This is a genomic window from Limosilactobacillus fastidiosus (assembly GCF_014145505.1).
Lineage (GTDB): Bacteria > Bacillota > Bacilli > Lactobacillales > Lactobacillaceae > Limosilactobacillus > Limosilactobacillus fastidiosus.
The window spans coordinates 1-15713 of sequence record NZ_JACIUZ010000034.1; the positions used below are offsets into that span (position 1 = coordinate 1).

The 15713-nt window shown below is 37.4% G+C and carries 12 protein-coding genes; 3 read left to right on the top strand and 9 right to left on the bottom strand.

Annotation, left to right across the window (positions count from 1 at the left end; all coding sequences use genetic code 11):
- From rfbD to glf, 8 genes are all read right to left on the bottom strand, one after another.
- Window positions 1–716 (bottom strand): dTDP-4-dehydrorhamnose reductase (gene rfbD, locus H5R64_RS04985; RefSeq protein WP_182582995.1); only part of this gene is annotated, 716 nt, incomplete at its 3' end.
- Window positions 717–781: 65 nt separating this feature from the next.
- Window positions 782–1825 (bottom strand): dTDP-glucose 4,6-dehydratase, encoded by a 1044-nt coding sequence (gene rfbB, locus H5R64_RS04990; RefSeq protein ID WP_182582997.1) that lies wholly within the window; start codon window positions 1823–1825, stop codon window positions 782–784.
- A 14-nt stretch (window positions 1826–1839) separates the two neighbouring features.
- Window positions 1840–2421 carry a dTDP-4-dehydrorhamnose 3,5-epimerase gene (gene rfbC, locus H5R64_RS04995; RefSeq protein ID WP_182582999.1) on the bottom strand — a complete coding sequence of 194 codons (582 nt, stop codon included), beginning with the start codon at window positions 2419–2421 and terminating at the stop codon, window positions 1840–1842.
- Window positions 2422–2433: 12 nt separating this feature from the next.
- Window positions 2434–3303 carry a glucose-1-phosphate thymidylyltransferase RfbA gene (rfbA, locus tag H5R64_RS05000; RefSeq protein WP_182583001.1) on the bottom strand — a complete coding sequence of 290 codons (870 nt, stop codon included), beginning with the start codon at window positions 3301–3303 and terminating at the stop codon, window positions 2434–2436.
- Window positions 3304–3605: 302 nt separating this feature from the next.
- A complete protein-coding gene (locus H5R64_RS05005) occupies window positions 3606–6149 on the bottom strand; it encodes a C39 family peptidase (RefSeq protein ID WP_231797937.1) in 2544 nt (847 codons plus the stop codon).
- 53 nt (window positions 6150–6202) lie between these two features.
- Complete coding sequence (locus H5R64_RS05010) at window positions 6203–8812, bottom strand: M23 family metallopeptidase (protein WP_182583003.1); 2610 nt, start codon at window positions 8810–8812, stop codon at window positions 6203–6205.
- A 180-nt stretch (window positions 8813–8992) separates the two neighbouring features.
- The gene (locus H5R64_RS05015) at window positions 8993–10417 is read right to left on the bottom strand and encodes a flippase (protein WP_182583005.1); all 1425 of its coding nucleotides are present in this window, start codon (window positions 10415–10417) and stop codon (window positions 8993–8995) included.
- 6 nt (window positions 10418–10423) lie between these two features.
- On the bottom strand, window positions 10424–11542 hold the full coding sequence (gene glf, locus H5R64_RS05020) for a UDP-galactopyranose mutase (RefSeq protein WP_182583007.1): 1119 nt from the start codon (window positions 11540–11542) through the stop codon (window positions 10424–10426).
- 218 nt (window positions 11543–11760) lie between these two features.
- On the opposite strand from glf, the gene H5R64_RS05025 reads away from it, so the two are divergent.
- Window positions 11761–12234: a hypothetical protein gene (locus H5R64_RS05025; protein ID WP_182583009.1), complete on the top strand. Its 474-nt coding sequence runs from the start codon at window positions 11761–11763 to the stop codon at window positions 12232–12234.
- A 46-nt stretch (window positions 12235–12280) separates the two neighbouring features.
- On the opposite strand, the gene H5R64_RS05030 is transcribed toward H5R64_RS05025, so the two are convergent.
- Window positions 12281–13204 (bottom strand): glycosyltransferase, encoded by a 924-nt coding sequence (locus H5R64_RS05030; RefSeq protein WP_182583011.1) that lies wholly within the window; start codon window positions 13202–13204, stop codon window positions 12281–12283.
- A 460-nt stretch (window positions 13205–13664) separates the two neighbouring features.
- Here H5R64_RS05030 and H5R64_RS05035 point away from each other — a divergent pair, with 460 nt between their 5' ends.
- Window positions 13665–14618, top strand: a complete 954-nt coding sequence (locus H5R64_RS05035; RefSeq protein WP_182583013.1) for a glycosyltransferase family 2 protein — start codon at window positions 13665–13667, stop codon at window positions 14616–14618.
- 120 nt (window positions 14619–14738) lie between these two features.
- The coding region (locus H5R64_RS05040) for a transposase (RefSeq protein ID WP_182582721.1) at window positions 14739–15713 on the top strand (975 nt) is incomplete at its 3' end.

The window sequence follows — 15713 nt, forward strand, 5'->3', positions numbered from 1 at the left end:
GCTGAAGTTACCGGGCTAACTTCTACATCCTGATCCTTCAAAATCTCCCGGGCAAATTCATACCAGGTACAAGCATCATCATTCGATAATTGGTAAGTTCCATATGGTACCTGATGGTTAACCGCATAAACCATAAACTCGGCAAGGGTCCGGGTCCAAGTTGGTCGGCCAACTTGGTCATTTACCACCATTAAGTGATCATGAGTCTTGGCTAACCGCAACATCGTGTAGACAAAATTTTTCCCGTATTCACCGAAGACCCAAGAAGTTCGGATAATGTAATACTGATCCATGATCTCCTTAACAGCTTCTTCACCAGCTAACTTGGCTTTTCCGTACTCGTTCTTCGGATTTGTTGGAGCGTCAACCGCATATTCGCCCGCATTCGTGCCGTCAAAAACGTAGTCAGTACTAATGTAAACCAATTTAGCGCCGACTTTCTGCGCTGCTTCGGCAACGTTCCGGGTTCCGGTTTCATTGACCTGCCAGTTGAGATCCTTAGCTTCATCCTCGGCCTTATCAACGGCAGTATAAGCAGCACAATGGTAGATTACTTCTGGCTTCAAAGTAGTGATTTTTTCATCGACTACCGCTTTATCGATAATATCCATTTGCTTAGAATCGAAGGCGTCATATTCGATTCCCCGTTCATCGAGTAATTTTCGTAATTCAGTTCCGAGCTGACCATTAGCCCCAGTAATTAAAATTTTTGCCATTATTGTTCTCCTTTAATAATGAAGAGCCATGAAAATTCCTTCATGACTCTCCTTTTCACTAATTTTTATTGCCCATTCTTCGCATACTTCGCTTCAACCGCAGCCTTTTCGTCCTTCCACCAATCTTCATGTTGGGTGTACCAATCAATGGTGTGTTGGAGGCCTTCCTTGAAATCGGTGAATTCAGGCTCCCAGCCGAGTTCCGTTCGCAACTTGGTGGCATCGATCGCATACCGCAAGTCATGACCCGGACGATCCTTAACGTGATCATAAGCATCCTTAGGTTGGCCCATCAATTCGAGGATCATTTCGAGAACTTCTTTATTGTTCTTTTCACCGTTTGCCCCGATCAGGTAAGTCTCACCGATTTTACCCTTGGTCAGGATATCCCAAACAGCTCGGGAGTGATCATTAGTGTGGATCCAATCGCGGACATTCTTCCCAGAACCATAAAGTTTTGGCCGGATCCCACTCAAGATATTAGTAATTTGCCGGGGAATGAACTTTTCAATGTGTTGATAAGGACCATAATTATTGGAACAGTTGGAAATCGTCGCCCGTAAGCCAAAGGAACGGACCCAAGCTCGAACCAGCAAGTCGGAACTAGCCTTAGATGAAGAGTACGGACTTGATGGTCGATATGGGGAATCTGGAGTAAACTTCTCTCCCTTCCCTTCACCGTGACCTGGTAGGTCTTCCCGCAGTGGCAAGTCTCCATAAACTTCATCAGTTGAAATATGGTGGTAACGAACATCGTACTTCCGACAAGCCTGAATCAGGGTAAAGGTTCCTTCAATGTTGGTCTTGATGAATGGTGTCGGATCAATCAAAGAATTATCATTATGACTCTCCGCCGCATAGTGAACAACGGCATCCGCTTGACTAACTAGCTTATCAACGAGGTCCTTGTCACAGATATCACCCACCACTAGTTCCACCTTATCCTTCGGCAAACCAGCAATGTTAGCTGGATTACCAGCATAGGTTAACTTATCAAGTACAGTAATGTGTTCCACTTCGGGATGGTGATTTACCAGATAGTGAACAAAATTGGAGCCAATAAAGCCACAGCCTCCGGTAACAATGATGTTTTTAAATGCTTTTTCCATCTTATATAAGCTCCTTAAATTTCCCCGTAAACGAACGGGTTATCCTTTTCAAATTCGGTAAAGGTTGGTTGAGCAGCATCTTTTTCGGAGGTAATTGCCTTGTCAAATTCGATTGGCCAGTCAATATTTAATTCTGGTGTCTTGAAGGAGAAGCCACCATCAGCTTCAGCATCGTAGTAGTTATCTACCTTATAAAGGAAGTTAACGTTATCGGTTAAGGTTAAGAACCCATGAGCAAAGCCCCGGGGAACGAGGAGTTGCCGGTGGTTACTGGCCGAAAGAATGTAACCTTCCCATTGCTTATAAGTTGGCGATCCCTTCCGCACATCAACGATCACATCAAGCACGGCTCCAGTTACGACCCGGATAAGCTTGGTTTGAGCGGCCTTACCCCGTTGGAAGTGGAGGCCCCGTAAAACACCGGCACGACTAGACAAAGATTGGTTATCTTGAATAAAGTTAAAATCAATTCCAGCTTCCTTAAAATCCCGGTCGGAGTACGTTTCTTCAAAGAATCCCCGGTTATCACCGAATACCTTTGGCGTAATTATCTTGACATCTTGTAACTTAGTAGTTTGTACTTGTAATTGTCCCACTACTTTTTCCTCCTAATCTTGTTCCGCTAATCGTAGTAAGTATTGACCATAGTCATTCTTTTTTAATGGCTGGGCTAATTCGACTAACTTATCTTTGTCGATGTAGCCCATTCGGTAAGCAATTTCTTCAATGGCGGCCACCTTCAGGTTTTGCCGACGTTCAATTGTCGCAATAAAATTGGCAGCTTCAAGCATGGAGTCATGGGTTCCTGTATCTAACCAGGCATAGCCCCGGCCCATTAGCTTAACATCCAACTTGCCTTGTTCCAAGTAAACCTTATTTACATCAGTAATTTCCAGTTCACCGCGAGCAGATGGCTGAATATTCTTCGCAATATCGACCACCTTATTATCGTAGAAGTACAAGCCAGTCACTGCATAGTTACTCTTCGGGTGAGCCGGCTTTTCTTCAATCGATAAGGCATGCATATCTTTGTCAAAGTCAACCACCCCAAAGCGTTCGGGATCATTAACGTGGTAACCAAAGACGGTTGCCCCATCAGGCTTCTTCGCTGCTGATTGGACTAATTCAGACAAACCCGCACCGTAGTAGATATTATCGCCAAGAATGAGGCACACACTGTCATTACCAATGAAGTCTTCCCCTAAGATAAAGGCTTCGGCTAAACCATCCGGATGTTCCTGAATCTTGTAGGAAAAGTGTAATCCTAAATCAGAACCATCCCCCAATAACTCCTTAAATAATGGCATGTATTCAGGGGTGGAAATGATCAAGATATCCCGAATCCCCGCTAACATTAACGTTGACAACGGGTAATAAATCATTGGCTTATCATAAACTGGAATCAATTGTTTTGAAATCCCGCGGGTGATCGGGTATAAACGAGTGCCTGAACCACCGGCTAAAATAATTCCTTTCATAGTGGCCTCCTAAATTTCAAAAATCCAAGTTCTATTTTACCACACTCTACCCTCAGCTTAATTCTTCCAATTTAAAAAGACTGGAAATAGATCCGGTCTTTTTATATGAACGTATTTGTTGTGGTTTCTACTGCAACATCACCCAAATCTGCTCAGCCTAATCTTCAAGTTCTAGGCAACATAGTCTAGATCTGCTCACAGGGAAGCCCCTATAGACAACAAACTCCCTCCAAGATGCTTTCAGCATCCAGTCGGGAGAAGTTGTTGTCTTACGGGTCTTCTTTGCCTGTTCACACTCTTAATTAATAACTAAGCGCTCGTTGACGATCGGCATTCCAGTGAGAATAGAATTCGCCATAGGACATTGATTCTTTCCGCCCAGTCCATGGGTTGTTATAGTTAAAACCATTAGCATTGTACCCAGTTAAAGTGATGGCATGGTTGATAAAGCCATTCATATTAGCCATCCATACAACTACGAGGTGACCGTTAGCTAAATGCTGTTGGATGTTTTGGAGTGAAGTTCCTGTCAAAATATCACTATGACCAAGGTGGCGTTGAACAACCGGTGCGATTCCAGTTGGGAATACCCACCAACCGCTCGCACTATAAGGATTACCAACAAAGCCGTAATCACCATTTGAGCTCCGTGGTGTTTCTGCAGCTACTTGGAACTTATTAATGTTTACACCCGCATAACGAAGCATCATTGTTACTGCTGTCATTTCACATCCAGTTGGCAATTCTGGTAGTTGACTAATAACCTCTGCATTATTGAAAACACCGACAACGTTACCCATTGGGCCATAGTAAGTTGTCTTATTTCCAACAGTTTGTGCGCCCGAATTAATTGATACATTACCAGAATAGAAATCAACATAGTGACCATTACCAGCTTTATCATCAGTTAACCGGTCAATAATCCGGACTACTTTATGTTGCATATTAGCAGGGAGATTAAAACCTAATTGATAGCCTGACTTACCACTATTAATAATATAAGGATAAACGCGGTTAACATCTGCCCGTGAACGATTAATGTCCAATACCTGTTGTCGGTATAATTCATGACCATTTTGATCAAGAAAGATCAACCATTGATATGGTCGGTTTGCTGATTCATTACTTGCGTGCCAACCACTAACATATATTCCGTTACCAGTTACTTGGACTTTATCAAATGAACCGACATTCGTTGAATAAGTCTTGCTATATTGGTCATCGTAACTCCCATTACCATTTTGATCGCTTGAAAAACGAAGAAGAATTTGAAGATTACCATTAACTAATGCTGGATTTAACTTAATTAGAGTATTGAAACCACTTACTCCACTATTAAAGATTTGTGGATATGCCTTAGCAACATCAGAACGTTGTGTTAATTGAACACGTTGGCGAGCAACTTCTCTTCCGTTATTCATTACAAAAACATAGGCGTATGGATGATCCAATTGGTAATCACTAGCCATCCAACCATGGACACTCAGACCTTTATTAGTCATTGTCATTCCGTCAATATAAGATGCATGCTGGTTCAATACTTGAGGTGTAAACCAATAATCAGTATACTGACCATTTCCGCCATTATCCTGATCACTTGTGGAGTAACGACTTACAACAGAATACGAATGTCCTCCCTTAAGATTAATTAAGGAAAGGTCAAACGTTCCATTAAAGCCTGAATAACCAGCGGTATGAATACCTGGAAATGCTTTAGCAACATCCGGACGCTTTATACTAGTTGGTTTGATAACGCCAACTTGCTTGTTTGCCGTATTATCATAAAGGATAATAAAGTGGTTACTTTCAAAATTAGTAATATCATTAGCATGCCATCCAGTTACAACCAATTGCTTATCACTTAAATTAAAATTATCAAGATTTCCTTGATTAGTAAAATTTCCATTTGTTATTGGTGCAAAGTAGTAATCTACATAATCTTGATTACCATCTCTTACTCCGCTATAACGACTCAAAACTTGTAACTGGTGATTAAAATTAAATAATCCGGCATTGAATTCCACATCAAACCCTGATTGATCAGCACCATCAATACTTGGATAAACCTTAGCAACGTCCGGACGCTTAACGTCCCTTACTAATTGGCGAGTAACTTCTTTTCCCGTTGTCCGATCAAGAATAATTACATAATGATAAGTTTTGTTTGCGGCAATGTTAGTTGCATGCCAACCACTCAGTTCTAATTGACCATCTTTAACCCCAGCATAATCTAAGTTAGCGTAATTATTCTTATCAATGGTGATCGGCGCAAACCAATAATCAACACTATTATTATTTCCATCAGGATCAGACGTATAACGACTTACTAATTGTACAGAGCTGGTATTTGCAAGTGATTTTGATAAGTCGAACTTAACGTTAAAGCCAGATTTGTCAGCACCATACACATTATGAGCCTTTTGAACATCGGCACGTGAAGCTTCTCGGTCAGTAATATTTTGCCGACTAATTTCACGGTTATTTGATTGGTCATAAGCAATAATATAGTGGTATGGGCGATTCTGCGCTTCATTGGTTGCGTGCCAACCACTTGCACTTAATTGTCCCTGATCATCTAACTTGGCATTATCTAAATTAGCATAATTACCATGATCATTCTGGTTAAAATTATTTTGTGATTGATCTTCTACGGTATTTGTGGAAGTCTTTTCGCCAGTTACTTGCTGTCCAAACTTATTAGTTGAGTTTTGAATACTTTGAGTCTTAACCGGCTCAGTGGCTGCTTGACTATCTTCTTGGGATAACCATAACATAAAGCCACAACTTGTCATTGTTAAGGCAGTCATTGCTACATGTTTAGCCTTATTAAAATTTACCATTTTCATTCTATCCTCCCAAAAGAAAAGGCCGAGTTAATCACCCGACCTCAAATTATATATTACTTTTTCAAGCCGTTCTTGATGACAGTTAATGGATTTAACCATGTTCCATTATTAATAAATGAACTCTTCAAAGCAAGACTATAGTTATGTTGCCGCGTAATACCAATATGAACGTGTGAAGTATCACGGGTACCAATTACATCCCCAACTTTAATCTCTTGACCAACAGAAACATTGATCTTAGAACGTGATGAGAATGCTTCTTGATAAACAATTAGGTATTCACCAGTATCTTCAAGAACATACCAATCAATTCCTGACCCATAACCGACACCAACAATCTTACCACTATGGATAGCGTGAACTTGACTACCAGGGTGATCGATTGAACCAAAATCAAGACCGTCGTGGAATCCATTCAAGCGGAATTCTCCACCAGGGTTAACACCGAATAATTGAGCCCCCATGAAGCGTCCTTGACCATCAGCAGGGAAAGGCCAAGCCCAGTAGTCTTCATCGTTAATTGAAACAGGATTTGACTTAATATCAACGTAATTACCATTTCCATAAACGTCATCAGTAAGTCGATCAATGATTTGAACTGTATGATGGTTCAAACTATCGGGAATCGTAAAGCCCAATTGATAACCAGATTTACCACTATTAGCAATATAAGGGTAAACATTAGCAACGTCATTACGAGTACGGTTACGGTCTAATACCTGTTGACGGTACAATTCTTTACCGTTTTGGTCAACGAAGATCAGAAATTCATATGGCTTGTTTGCTGCAAGATTACTTGCGTGCCAACCGCTAACATAAATTCCGTTATCAGTGACTTCGATATTATCAAATGAACCAACATTAGTTGTATACTTTTGACTATATTGGTCACTGTAATCAGAATTACCGTTAACGTCACTTGAGAAGCGCATAATAATTTGCATAGTTCCAGTAACGGCCGTAGGATCTAACTTAACGGTAGTACTAAAGCCACTTTTAACACTATTGTAAATAGAGCCATATACATTAGCAACGTCTGGACGAGAAGCTAACTCTACCTTTTGGCGGGCAACTTCCTTACCATCATTCAGGACAATAATAAAGGCGTTGTTACGGTTAATGGAATTATCGCTTGCCATCCAACCTGAAAGTTGAAGCCCAGCGCTAGTCATCTTGATACTATCAATATTGTAAGCTTGTTGATTAAGCACGACTGGCTTAAACCAATAATCAGTATATTGACCGTCGCTCCCATTACCATTAGTACTAGTTGAATAACGACTAACCAATGAGTAAGAATGACCTGAAGTAAGGTTTAAATCACTAAGATTGAACGTGTAATTAAACCCTGATTGTCCTGCACTTTGAACTGATGGATATGCCTTAGCTACATCAGCACGACTATTATTCTTAATCTTAACGGATGTTACTTGCTTATTAGTAGTATTATCAAACAAGATCAGGTAATGATTACTTTCAAGTTGTGAAATGTCATCAGCATGCCAACCGCTGACCTTTAAGGTTTGACCATTACTAATATTAAAGTTATCCAAATTAGCTTGATTGGTGTAATTACCATTAGTAATTGGCGTAAACCAGTAATCAACATAATTACTGTTGGCATCAGCATACTTACTATAACGGCTAATAACTTGAATCTTATGGTTCAAATTAACGTTACTTAAATTAAAGTTAATATCAAAACCAGACATATTTGCATCTGCAACACCAGGATAAGCATTGGCTACATCCTGCCGCTTAACTGGAGTAACTACTTGCCGAGCAATCTCCTTGTTTTCCGTTTGATCATATAAGATCACAGTATGATATAGCTTATCTGCAGCCTGGTTAGTAGCATGCCAACCAGAAATATGAAGTTGACCATTTTGAACAGACGCATCATCCAGAGAAGCGTGGTTTTCTTTATCAAAGGTAATTGGAGCAAACCAGTAATCAACATAGTTACTATTTCCATCCTTAGCTGCACTATATCGACTAATAAAGCTAATCGAATCAGCATTGGCTAATGCTACGGAAGATAAGTCAAGTTTGACGTTAAAGCCGGATTTGTTTGCACCATACACATTATGAGCACTTTGGACATCCGGACGACTAACAGGATCGGTCACTTGTGTTCGACTAATTTCGGACTTAGTAGTATTATCGTAGGCAATTACATAGTGATATGGTTTATCTGAAGATTCATTTGTAGCGTGCCAACCAGAAAGTTGAACTTGATCATTATTGTCAACTTTAGCTGAATCAAGGTATGCATAGTTACCATGATCATTTTGGTCATACGATACAGCTGTTTCAGCCTGATTATTAGTAACACTTGAAGCAGCATGAGCAGAATAGGTAACAGCTGAAGATGCGTTTACATCACTATTAGTGTTAGTTGCAACTGAAGATGCGTCATTAGTCTGTTGAGTACTATCAGCTACTGCACTATTGTTTTGGTTATTATTGTTATTATCATTTGATGCACCAGTATTCGTCCCCATAGTCTGAACCTGAGCATCAGTTTGTTTTTGATTTGTAGTATCAATTTGGTCAGCAGAAGCCTTACCATGCATTAAAAAGAGCGCACTACCACAAACAGTGATAGTTGGTAAGACTTTGCTTTTAAAGTTTTTAAGGTTAAAAATGATATTTTCCTCCAAACGTCAAGCTGAATAGTTGACTTATTAACACTAGTAATAAAGATATACGGGATCACGCAAGAATGCAAATTTAATTTTTTAATAAAAAAAACGCAGAACAGCATATTTATCAAGCTTTTCTGCGCTTTTTTTGAATTATTTGGCTAATAAATTTTTAAATTTTGTAACATTAATGAAATATTATTTCTTATTTTTCAAAAACTTCTGTGCTTCTTCAAGAATAGAAGCTTTCATCAGGATTAATCCCAACAAATAAATCAACGCCCCAACAAGCACTTCAAGAACCAAGTTAGCAATTGTCATATTAATAATTAAACAGATTCGATTAACTACTAAGTACATCACAATTCCACAAAGAATATATTTCCACAATTCCTTGAACATTTTCCGTCGGCTAATTGTATTTCTGATCATCCATAGCTGGCTTGCTGTTACTAAGAATTCTGAGCCAACTGTTGCTAAAGCTGCCCCATTGGCACCGTACTTACTAATTAAAATAAGGTTAAACACCACATTACTTAAAGCACCAATGGTAACTGATGTCGTATATTCTTTAACCCGGTTGATCGGCATTAGATATTGTGTTCCAGTTACATTACTCCAAGCAATAAAGACAATAATGGGGGCTTCTAAAAACATAACTGAACCAGAAAGGATAAATTGATCCCCTAAAAACCATGGTCCAAACCTCTTTGCAACAGCCATTAACCCAAACATTAATGGGATTGAAATAGCAGAAACAAAATTAAAGGAAGTATACAAACTATTTCGCACCCCCTTAATGTCACCTTTAGCATACTTATTCGCCACATGCGGTAACATTACTGTTCCAGTAGCCGTTACAACTGCAAGAACAAACTTAACAATTTTGTCTGCTTGACCAAAATTCCCTAAATCTGCTTGAGTTGACATTCGTCCTAACATCAATCGATTTAAAACTAAATAAACCTGTGTTGTAATAGTTGGGATAAATAAAAGTAACGCTGGGTAGAAATGCTTAAACGGATGCCATTTTTTAATACTAACCCAAACAATATTCCTACGAAGGTAAGGCCATAACGTTAAGTTACCAACCAGTTGTGACGCACCAAGAATTAAAATATATTTGCCTAAATCTGCCGATGTCTTAACTACGGTAAAGATTAAAATCAATGAAGCAATTTTCACTAATGTATTTCGTACTACCGTTATTCGGAACTCTTCTAATCCCATAAAGTACCAAGAAATATCAACACCAGTTGCAATAATCCAGATAGCTTGCAATAAGAAAAACTCTTTAAAGGTAGTACTAAACAGTAAGACCGTTGCCAAATACATAATAAATGCACTTGATACCGTAAGTAACTGGAGAGACTCTACTCCCCAAAAAGTCTTTGACCTTTCATATATGTCATCACGATGGTAGGCAACCTCTCGATTACCGTATAGAGTAATCCCCATCTGTCCCATGAGGTAGAAAAAAGTTACCCAACTATTGGTATACTCATTAATTCCCACATCATGTGCTCCCAAAACACGAGATATGTAAGGAACTGTAATCAGTGGAATAATCATATTCAGGATCTGATATCCCGCATTATACAAATAGTTCTTGATAACCTTCATAGTGAATTAATTAAACTCCTTATCTACCGCAACGAGTGCCGCATGTAATACTTGATCCATGTTGTAGTAACGATATTGACCTAATCGACCACCAAAGATGACATTCTTTGCCTTATCTTCAGCTAATTGAGCATACTTCTTATAAAGCTCATTATTCTGCTGATTGTTAACTGGATAGTATGGTTCATCCCCACGATGCCAATCTGCTGGATATTCACGAGTAATAATCGTCTTATCCTTATCACCCTTACCAAATTCAAAATGCTTGTGTTCAATAATCCGAGTATATGGTGTTTCAGCATCCGTATAATTAATTACTGCATTTCCTTGGTAATTTCCAGTATTCTTTTCTTCAGTTTCAAAACGAAGACTCCGGTATTGGAGTTCGCCTAACTGATAATTAAAGAATTGATCGATCATTCCTGTGAAAACAATCTTTGGATAATTAGCTAAATAATCATCCTTTTTATCAAAGAAGTCAACTACAGTTTCAACATCAATCAATTTGTTATCAAGCATCTTTTCAACAATTTGCGTGTAACCACCAATTGGAATTCCTTGATAGAGATCGTTGAAGTAATTGTTATCGTAAGTTAAGCGAACAGGTAAACGTCGAATAATGAAGGCTGGCAATTCTGTTGCTTTTTGTCCCCATTGCTTCTCAGTATATCCCTTAATAAGCTTCTCATAAATATCACGGCCAATAAGAGAAATTGCTTGCTCCTCAAGATTTTGGGGTTCCTTTCCTGCCATTTCCTGACGTTGTTCATTAATCTTTGCCATTGCTTCATCTGGAGTCCGCACTCCCCACATTTCACTAAATGTATTCATGTTAAATGGTAAATTATACATTTTACCCTTGTAATTTGCTACCGGGCTGTTCGTATAACGGTTAAATTCAGCAAACTGGTTAATGTAATCCCAAATATTCTTATTGGAAGTGTGGAAAATATGGGCACCATATTGATGAACTTGAATTCCGTCAACTTCCTTCGTGTAAATATTCCCCGCAATATGATCACGTTTTTCAATCACTTTAACTTTCTTTCCGCGCTTAGCTGCTTCGTAAGCAAAGGTAGCACCGAATAGACCGGCACCAACTACCAAATAATCATATTCTGTCATTTAGATTAAATCCCTTCATTACTGTTATTTTAAATATTATTAACAATATCTTGCTCTCGTTGATGAATATTATTGTTAGTGTTAAAATTCATAGTGTTTTATATCGTAAGTAATTTATTTACGGTATTCATTTTAACAAATGCTATAATTATACTATTAAAAATATTAATAGTATAGTTATAGAGATATTATTTAAAAAACTAGGAGAGACTATCTTTATGAAAAAAGTACAACGTTCTGTTGCATCCGGACTATTAGTTATTGCATTGTCCTTAGGATTAGCTGGATGCGGTTCAAACCATCATCCTTCTAAATCTACAACTTCAAAAGATAAGGTTACTAAAGTTTCTAAGCAAAAGCGAAATTCCAGCGTTAAGAAACAATCTTCGAAAAAGGACAATGATTCATCAACTGATAGCAATGATTCTCAATTAAATAGCAGTACTAATTCTAATAGTAATGCAACAAGTAATAAGACATACAAGAATTCATCCTCTTCGTCCACAAATAGTAACAGTCAAAAGCAGCTTGGTTTAAGCGATGTTGCTGTTTGGACTGATGAAAGTGGTGTTACTCACCATGTCGATAGCGATGGGATGGATCGTCAAACTACTTCTGGTTCTTCAAGTATTACTTATAAGGATTGGTCAGGTAGTTTACCAAGTAATGCTCAAATTATTCATCAAAATTAATAGTAAAAAATGCGTAGTAGCTATTTTCATAGTTGCTACGCATTTTTTATTTCTTCATGAATACTAAGTACCAATCAGCTAAATACTGTCTGTAACGTGGATACATATTCCAATATCTTAATAACCTAATTGCATAAACTGGATTAGCAGATACATAGAGCCTTTTTCTTAACTCTAAATAATATGCTGTCTTTTTTAATAACTTATTTTCTTTGGATGTGTTTCCAACCATTTCATTATTAATAAAACGTTGCATTGTATTATTCATATCAATTGCTGTTAATATCCAATCATATTTATTATTTTTATTTTTTAGCTCTCTACTTTCAGTTGCAAAAGCACTGGTTTTATGCTTTCTCCACTCAATAAGATCATCCGTATAAACATATAACGCATTACTAAATAATCCAAGGCGCCAAATGAATGCATCATGTGGATAACCTTCCTTCCAATATTTCCTACAAAAATCTATTATTTTACTTTTAAACGCAAAAGTACATCCTGGAAGTTTATTTAACATATAATTATGGTACAGTTCAATCTTTTCTAAACTACATTTTTTGGAAAATGGACCTATTTGGGTAGTACCATTATCAAAAAACTCTTTATATATGGAAGATAAAACTTCTATTTTAGGATTATCCTCCATGATTTTTGCCATTATCTCTACTTTATCAACACGCCAAATATCATCTTGATCACAAGTAAAAATTATGTCTCCTGTTGCCTGCTCTATCCCTTCAATAAAGTTTTTCCGCCATCCCTTATTTCTTGAATTAATCTTTATAGACCAATTTATTAGTTTATTTTTATTTATAAATTGTTTTACTATTTTCACAGTTCTATCTGTTGAACGATCATCAAAAATAAGCACCTCGTCAGCCTTACGTGTTTGATTTTTTATAGAATCAAGCTGCTCTTTTATATATTTTTCTCCGTTATATGTAGAAATAACTACCGAAGTCTTCATACGTTAATGTACTCCTTATCATCATGGACCCAATAATTTCAATGCTAATTTCTATACATTTTTGTATTCTATTATAGTATCATGAATTTAGTAGTTTTACTTAAAATTATTAGTAAAACTTCTCAACAAAATTACTACTAATATCGGTTTAACAACCAACATATTCACACTAAAACATTCTACACTGTCATCACATCTACTACTAAAATGAGTTCTTACCATACTGCTTAAGGTTATAGTCATTCTGCGCTTGATTTAATAATTCAGATTTAAACTTTTAGGAATAATGTTAGATAATCCTTATATTAAATTCTCTAACATATCTAAAAAGCGTTACCATGTAGAAAATGTAATAAAAGCGATTTTTGTGTTGTTGATCAAATTCATTGATATTATGAAGAAATGGATGAAAAGTATATTATCGGTAAGAATATATTTACAAAATACAAGGAGAAGTAACATGGATAAAGCTGTTGCTATTTTAATGTCAACATTTAATGGAGAAAAATATTTATCATCACAAATAGATTCTATAATTAAACAAACTTACAAAAACTGGCACTTATATATAAGAGATGATGGTTCTTCTGACGGAACAAGAGATATAATTCAGCAATACTCAAATAAATATAGTAACATTACCTTTTTTAATAAAAACAACATGGAAAATAAAGGTGTAGTCAAATCATTTATGGAGCTTCTAGAAAAAACTGACGCTGATTATTATATGTTTTCCGACCAGGACGATGTCTGGCTACCTAAAAAAGTCGAACTATCAATTAATAAAATTCAAAATGATAACGTAGACACTCCACTTTGCGTGTTCTCTGAACTGAAAGTCGTAGATGCCAATCTTAATCCTATTCGATTAATGAATAATAAGAATATTTGGTTTGACTTTATTCACTTTATGTTTGGAAATTGTGTAACTGGATGTACTATTCTCATAAACCGCTCGCTTAAGGAAAAACTTCAAATTAATAAAACTAATCTTTCCAATATATATATGCATGATTGGTGGATTGCACTCTATGCATCTGCATTTGGTAAACTTTTATATATAAAGCATCCAACACTCTTATATAGACAGCATTCATCGAATGTAGAAGGAAGTCAAAGAAACACACCATTACATTTAATCAAACGTTCTCTTAATATTAAAAACGAAGAGCAAGGAATGCTCTCTATTTTTAACATGGATTATGAGTTTAATAGGATGTTTGGAAAAAAATTATCTGGTATTAACAAAAATTATATTGATTCTTATACCAATTTACCTAAGAACAGTTCTTTTCTTTATAATCTTAATTTAATAAAAAAATATCCCCCTAAAAGAGCCCACCTTAAAGGTGATATTTTATTTAGTTACCTACTTCTTTTCCACAGTAGGTCATTATTAAGCGGTAATAAGTAATGGCTCTACAATTTTAAGTACTGATGGATTTAACATCGGTACTTATTTTTGTTTAAATTTAAAATAAAAAACGAAAGATGGCTCAGAACCCCGTCTTCGTTTAAGAAAGGACCATCTTTCATGAATTATTCTACCAAAATTGCTTTAGGAATTAAAGATTCTCACCTTGAATTGGATACAGCACATTTTAAAGATGCGATTGAAGATCAAGGCAACCAGATAATTGTTCACCTTGTCCAGTCTTATCCCTTACATTGCCCACGTTGCGGTCAATTAATGCTCAAGAATGGCTTTAAGCTGGTCAAAATATTGGGCCCCAGCTTGCACTATGAGCCGACCATTTGGTCAATTCGTAAACAAAAATACCTTTGTAAGCCATCACCGGACTGTCCACAAACGATTACCAAGGTGGCCAGAGTTAAAGACGTTAAGTATCGCCACCATATCAGTCAGGCCATTAACCTGCGAATTATGATGCAGCTAACCGCTAATGAATCGCAAACTGATATTGCTAAGGAACTCGGTATCTCTGATTGGACGGTCAGACGAGTGATCTTGAACCTCGACCAATCCTTCAAGCCTAACTACCACTGGCTACCACGACACATCGCTTTTGATGACTTTAAGTCTGGTCGCTTTGCGCCCAGTGGCATGAGTATGCTCTTAATGAACATTGAAAATCACCGCACTTTAGACATTATTTTGTCACGACGAAGTCGCTACTTACGTAATTACTTTCTGCGTTACGACCACTCGGCTCGTTTAGCAGTTCAGACCGTTACGGTTGACCTGTACACACCTTACCGTCATCTTATTCATGAATTGTTTCCGCATGCCATTATCATTGCCGACCACTTTCACGTGGTCGCACAAGCGTATCGGGCCTTGAATCAAATTCGTATCAAGGCTATGAATAGCGCCGGGAAAGGAACCCATCAGTGGCGAGCCCTTAAACACTTCTGGAAACTAATTTTAACCCCGGCAGGACTGCTTAAATATGATAACTATTGGTCACGACGCAATTTTGGTTACGCTCAACTTACCGACGTTGAAGTGGTCCATCGCTTACTATCTTTCAATGAGGATTTAAGTCAA

What these genes read in the sequence shown, in the direction of transcription:
- rfbB (WP_182582997.1), bottom strand. Translation starts at nt 1,825, where the DNA reads ATGGAAAAAGCATTTAAAAACATCATTGTTACCGGAGGCTGTGGCTTT.
- rfbA (WP_182583001.1), bottom strand. Translation starts at nt 3,303, where the DNA reads ATGAAAGGAATTATTTTAGCCGGTGGTTCAGGCACTCGTTTATACCCG.
- H5R64_RS05005 (WP_231797937.1), bottom strand. Translation starts at nt 6,149, where the DNA reads ATGAAAATGGTAAATTTTAATAAGGCTAAACATGTAGCAATGACTGCC.
- H5R64_RS05015 (WP_182583005.1), bottom strand. Translation starts at nt 10,417, where the DNA reads ATGAAGGTTATCAAGAACTATTTGTATAATGCGGGATATCAGATCCTG.
- glf (WP_182583007.1), bottom strand. Translation starts at nt 11,542, where the DNA reads ATGACAGAATATGATTATTTGGTAGTTGGTGCCGGTCTATTCGGTGCT.
- H5R64_RS05025 (WP_182583009.1), top strand. Translation starts at nt 11,761, where the DNA reads ATGAAAAAAGTACAACGTTCTGTTGCATCCGGACTATTAGTTATTGCA.
- H5R64_RS05030 (WP_182583011.1), bottom strand. Translation starts at nt 13,204, where the DNA reads ATGAAGACTTCGGTAGTTATTTCTACATATAACGGAGAAAAATATATA.
- H5R64_RS05035 (WP_182583013.1), top strand. Translation starts at nt 13,665, where the DNA reads ATGGATAAAGCTGTTGCTATTTTAATGTCAACATTTAATGGAGAAAAA.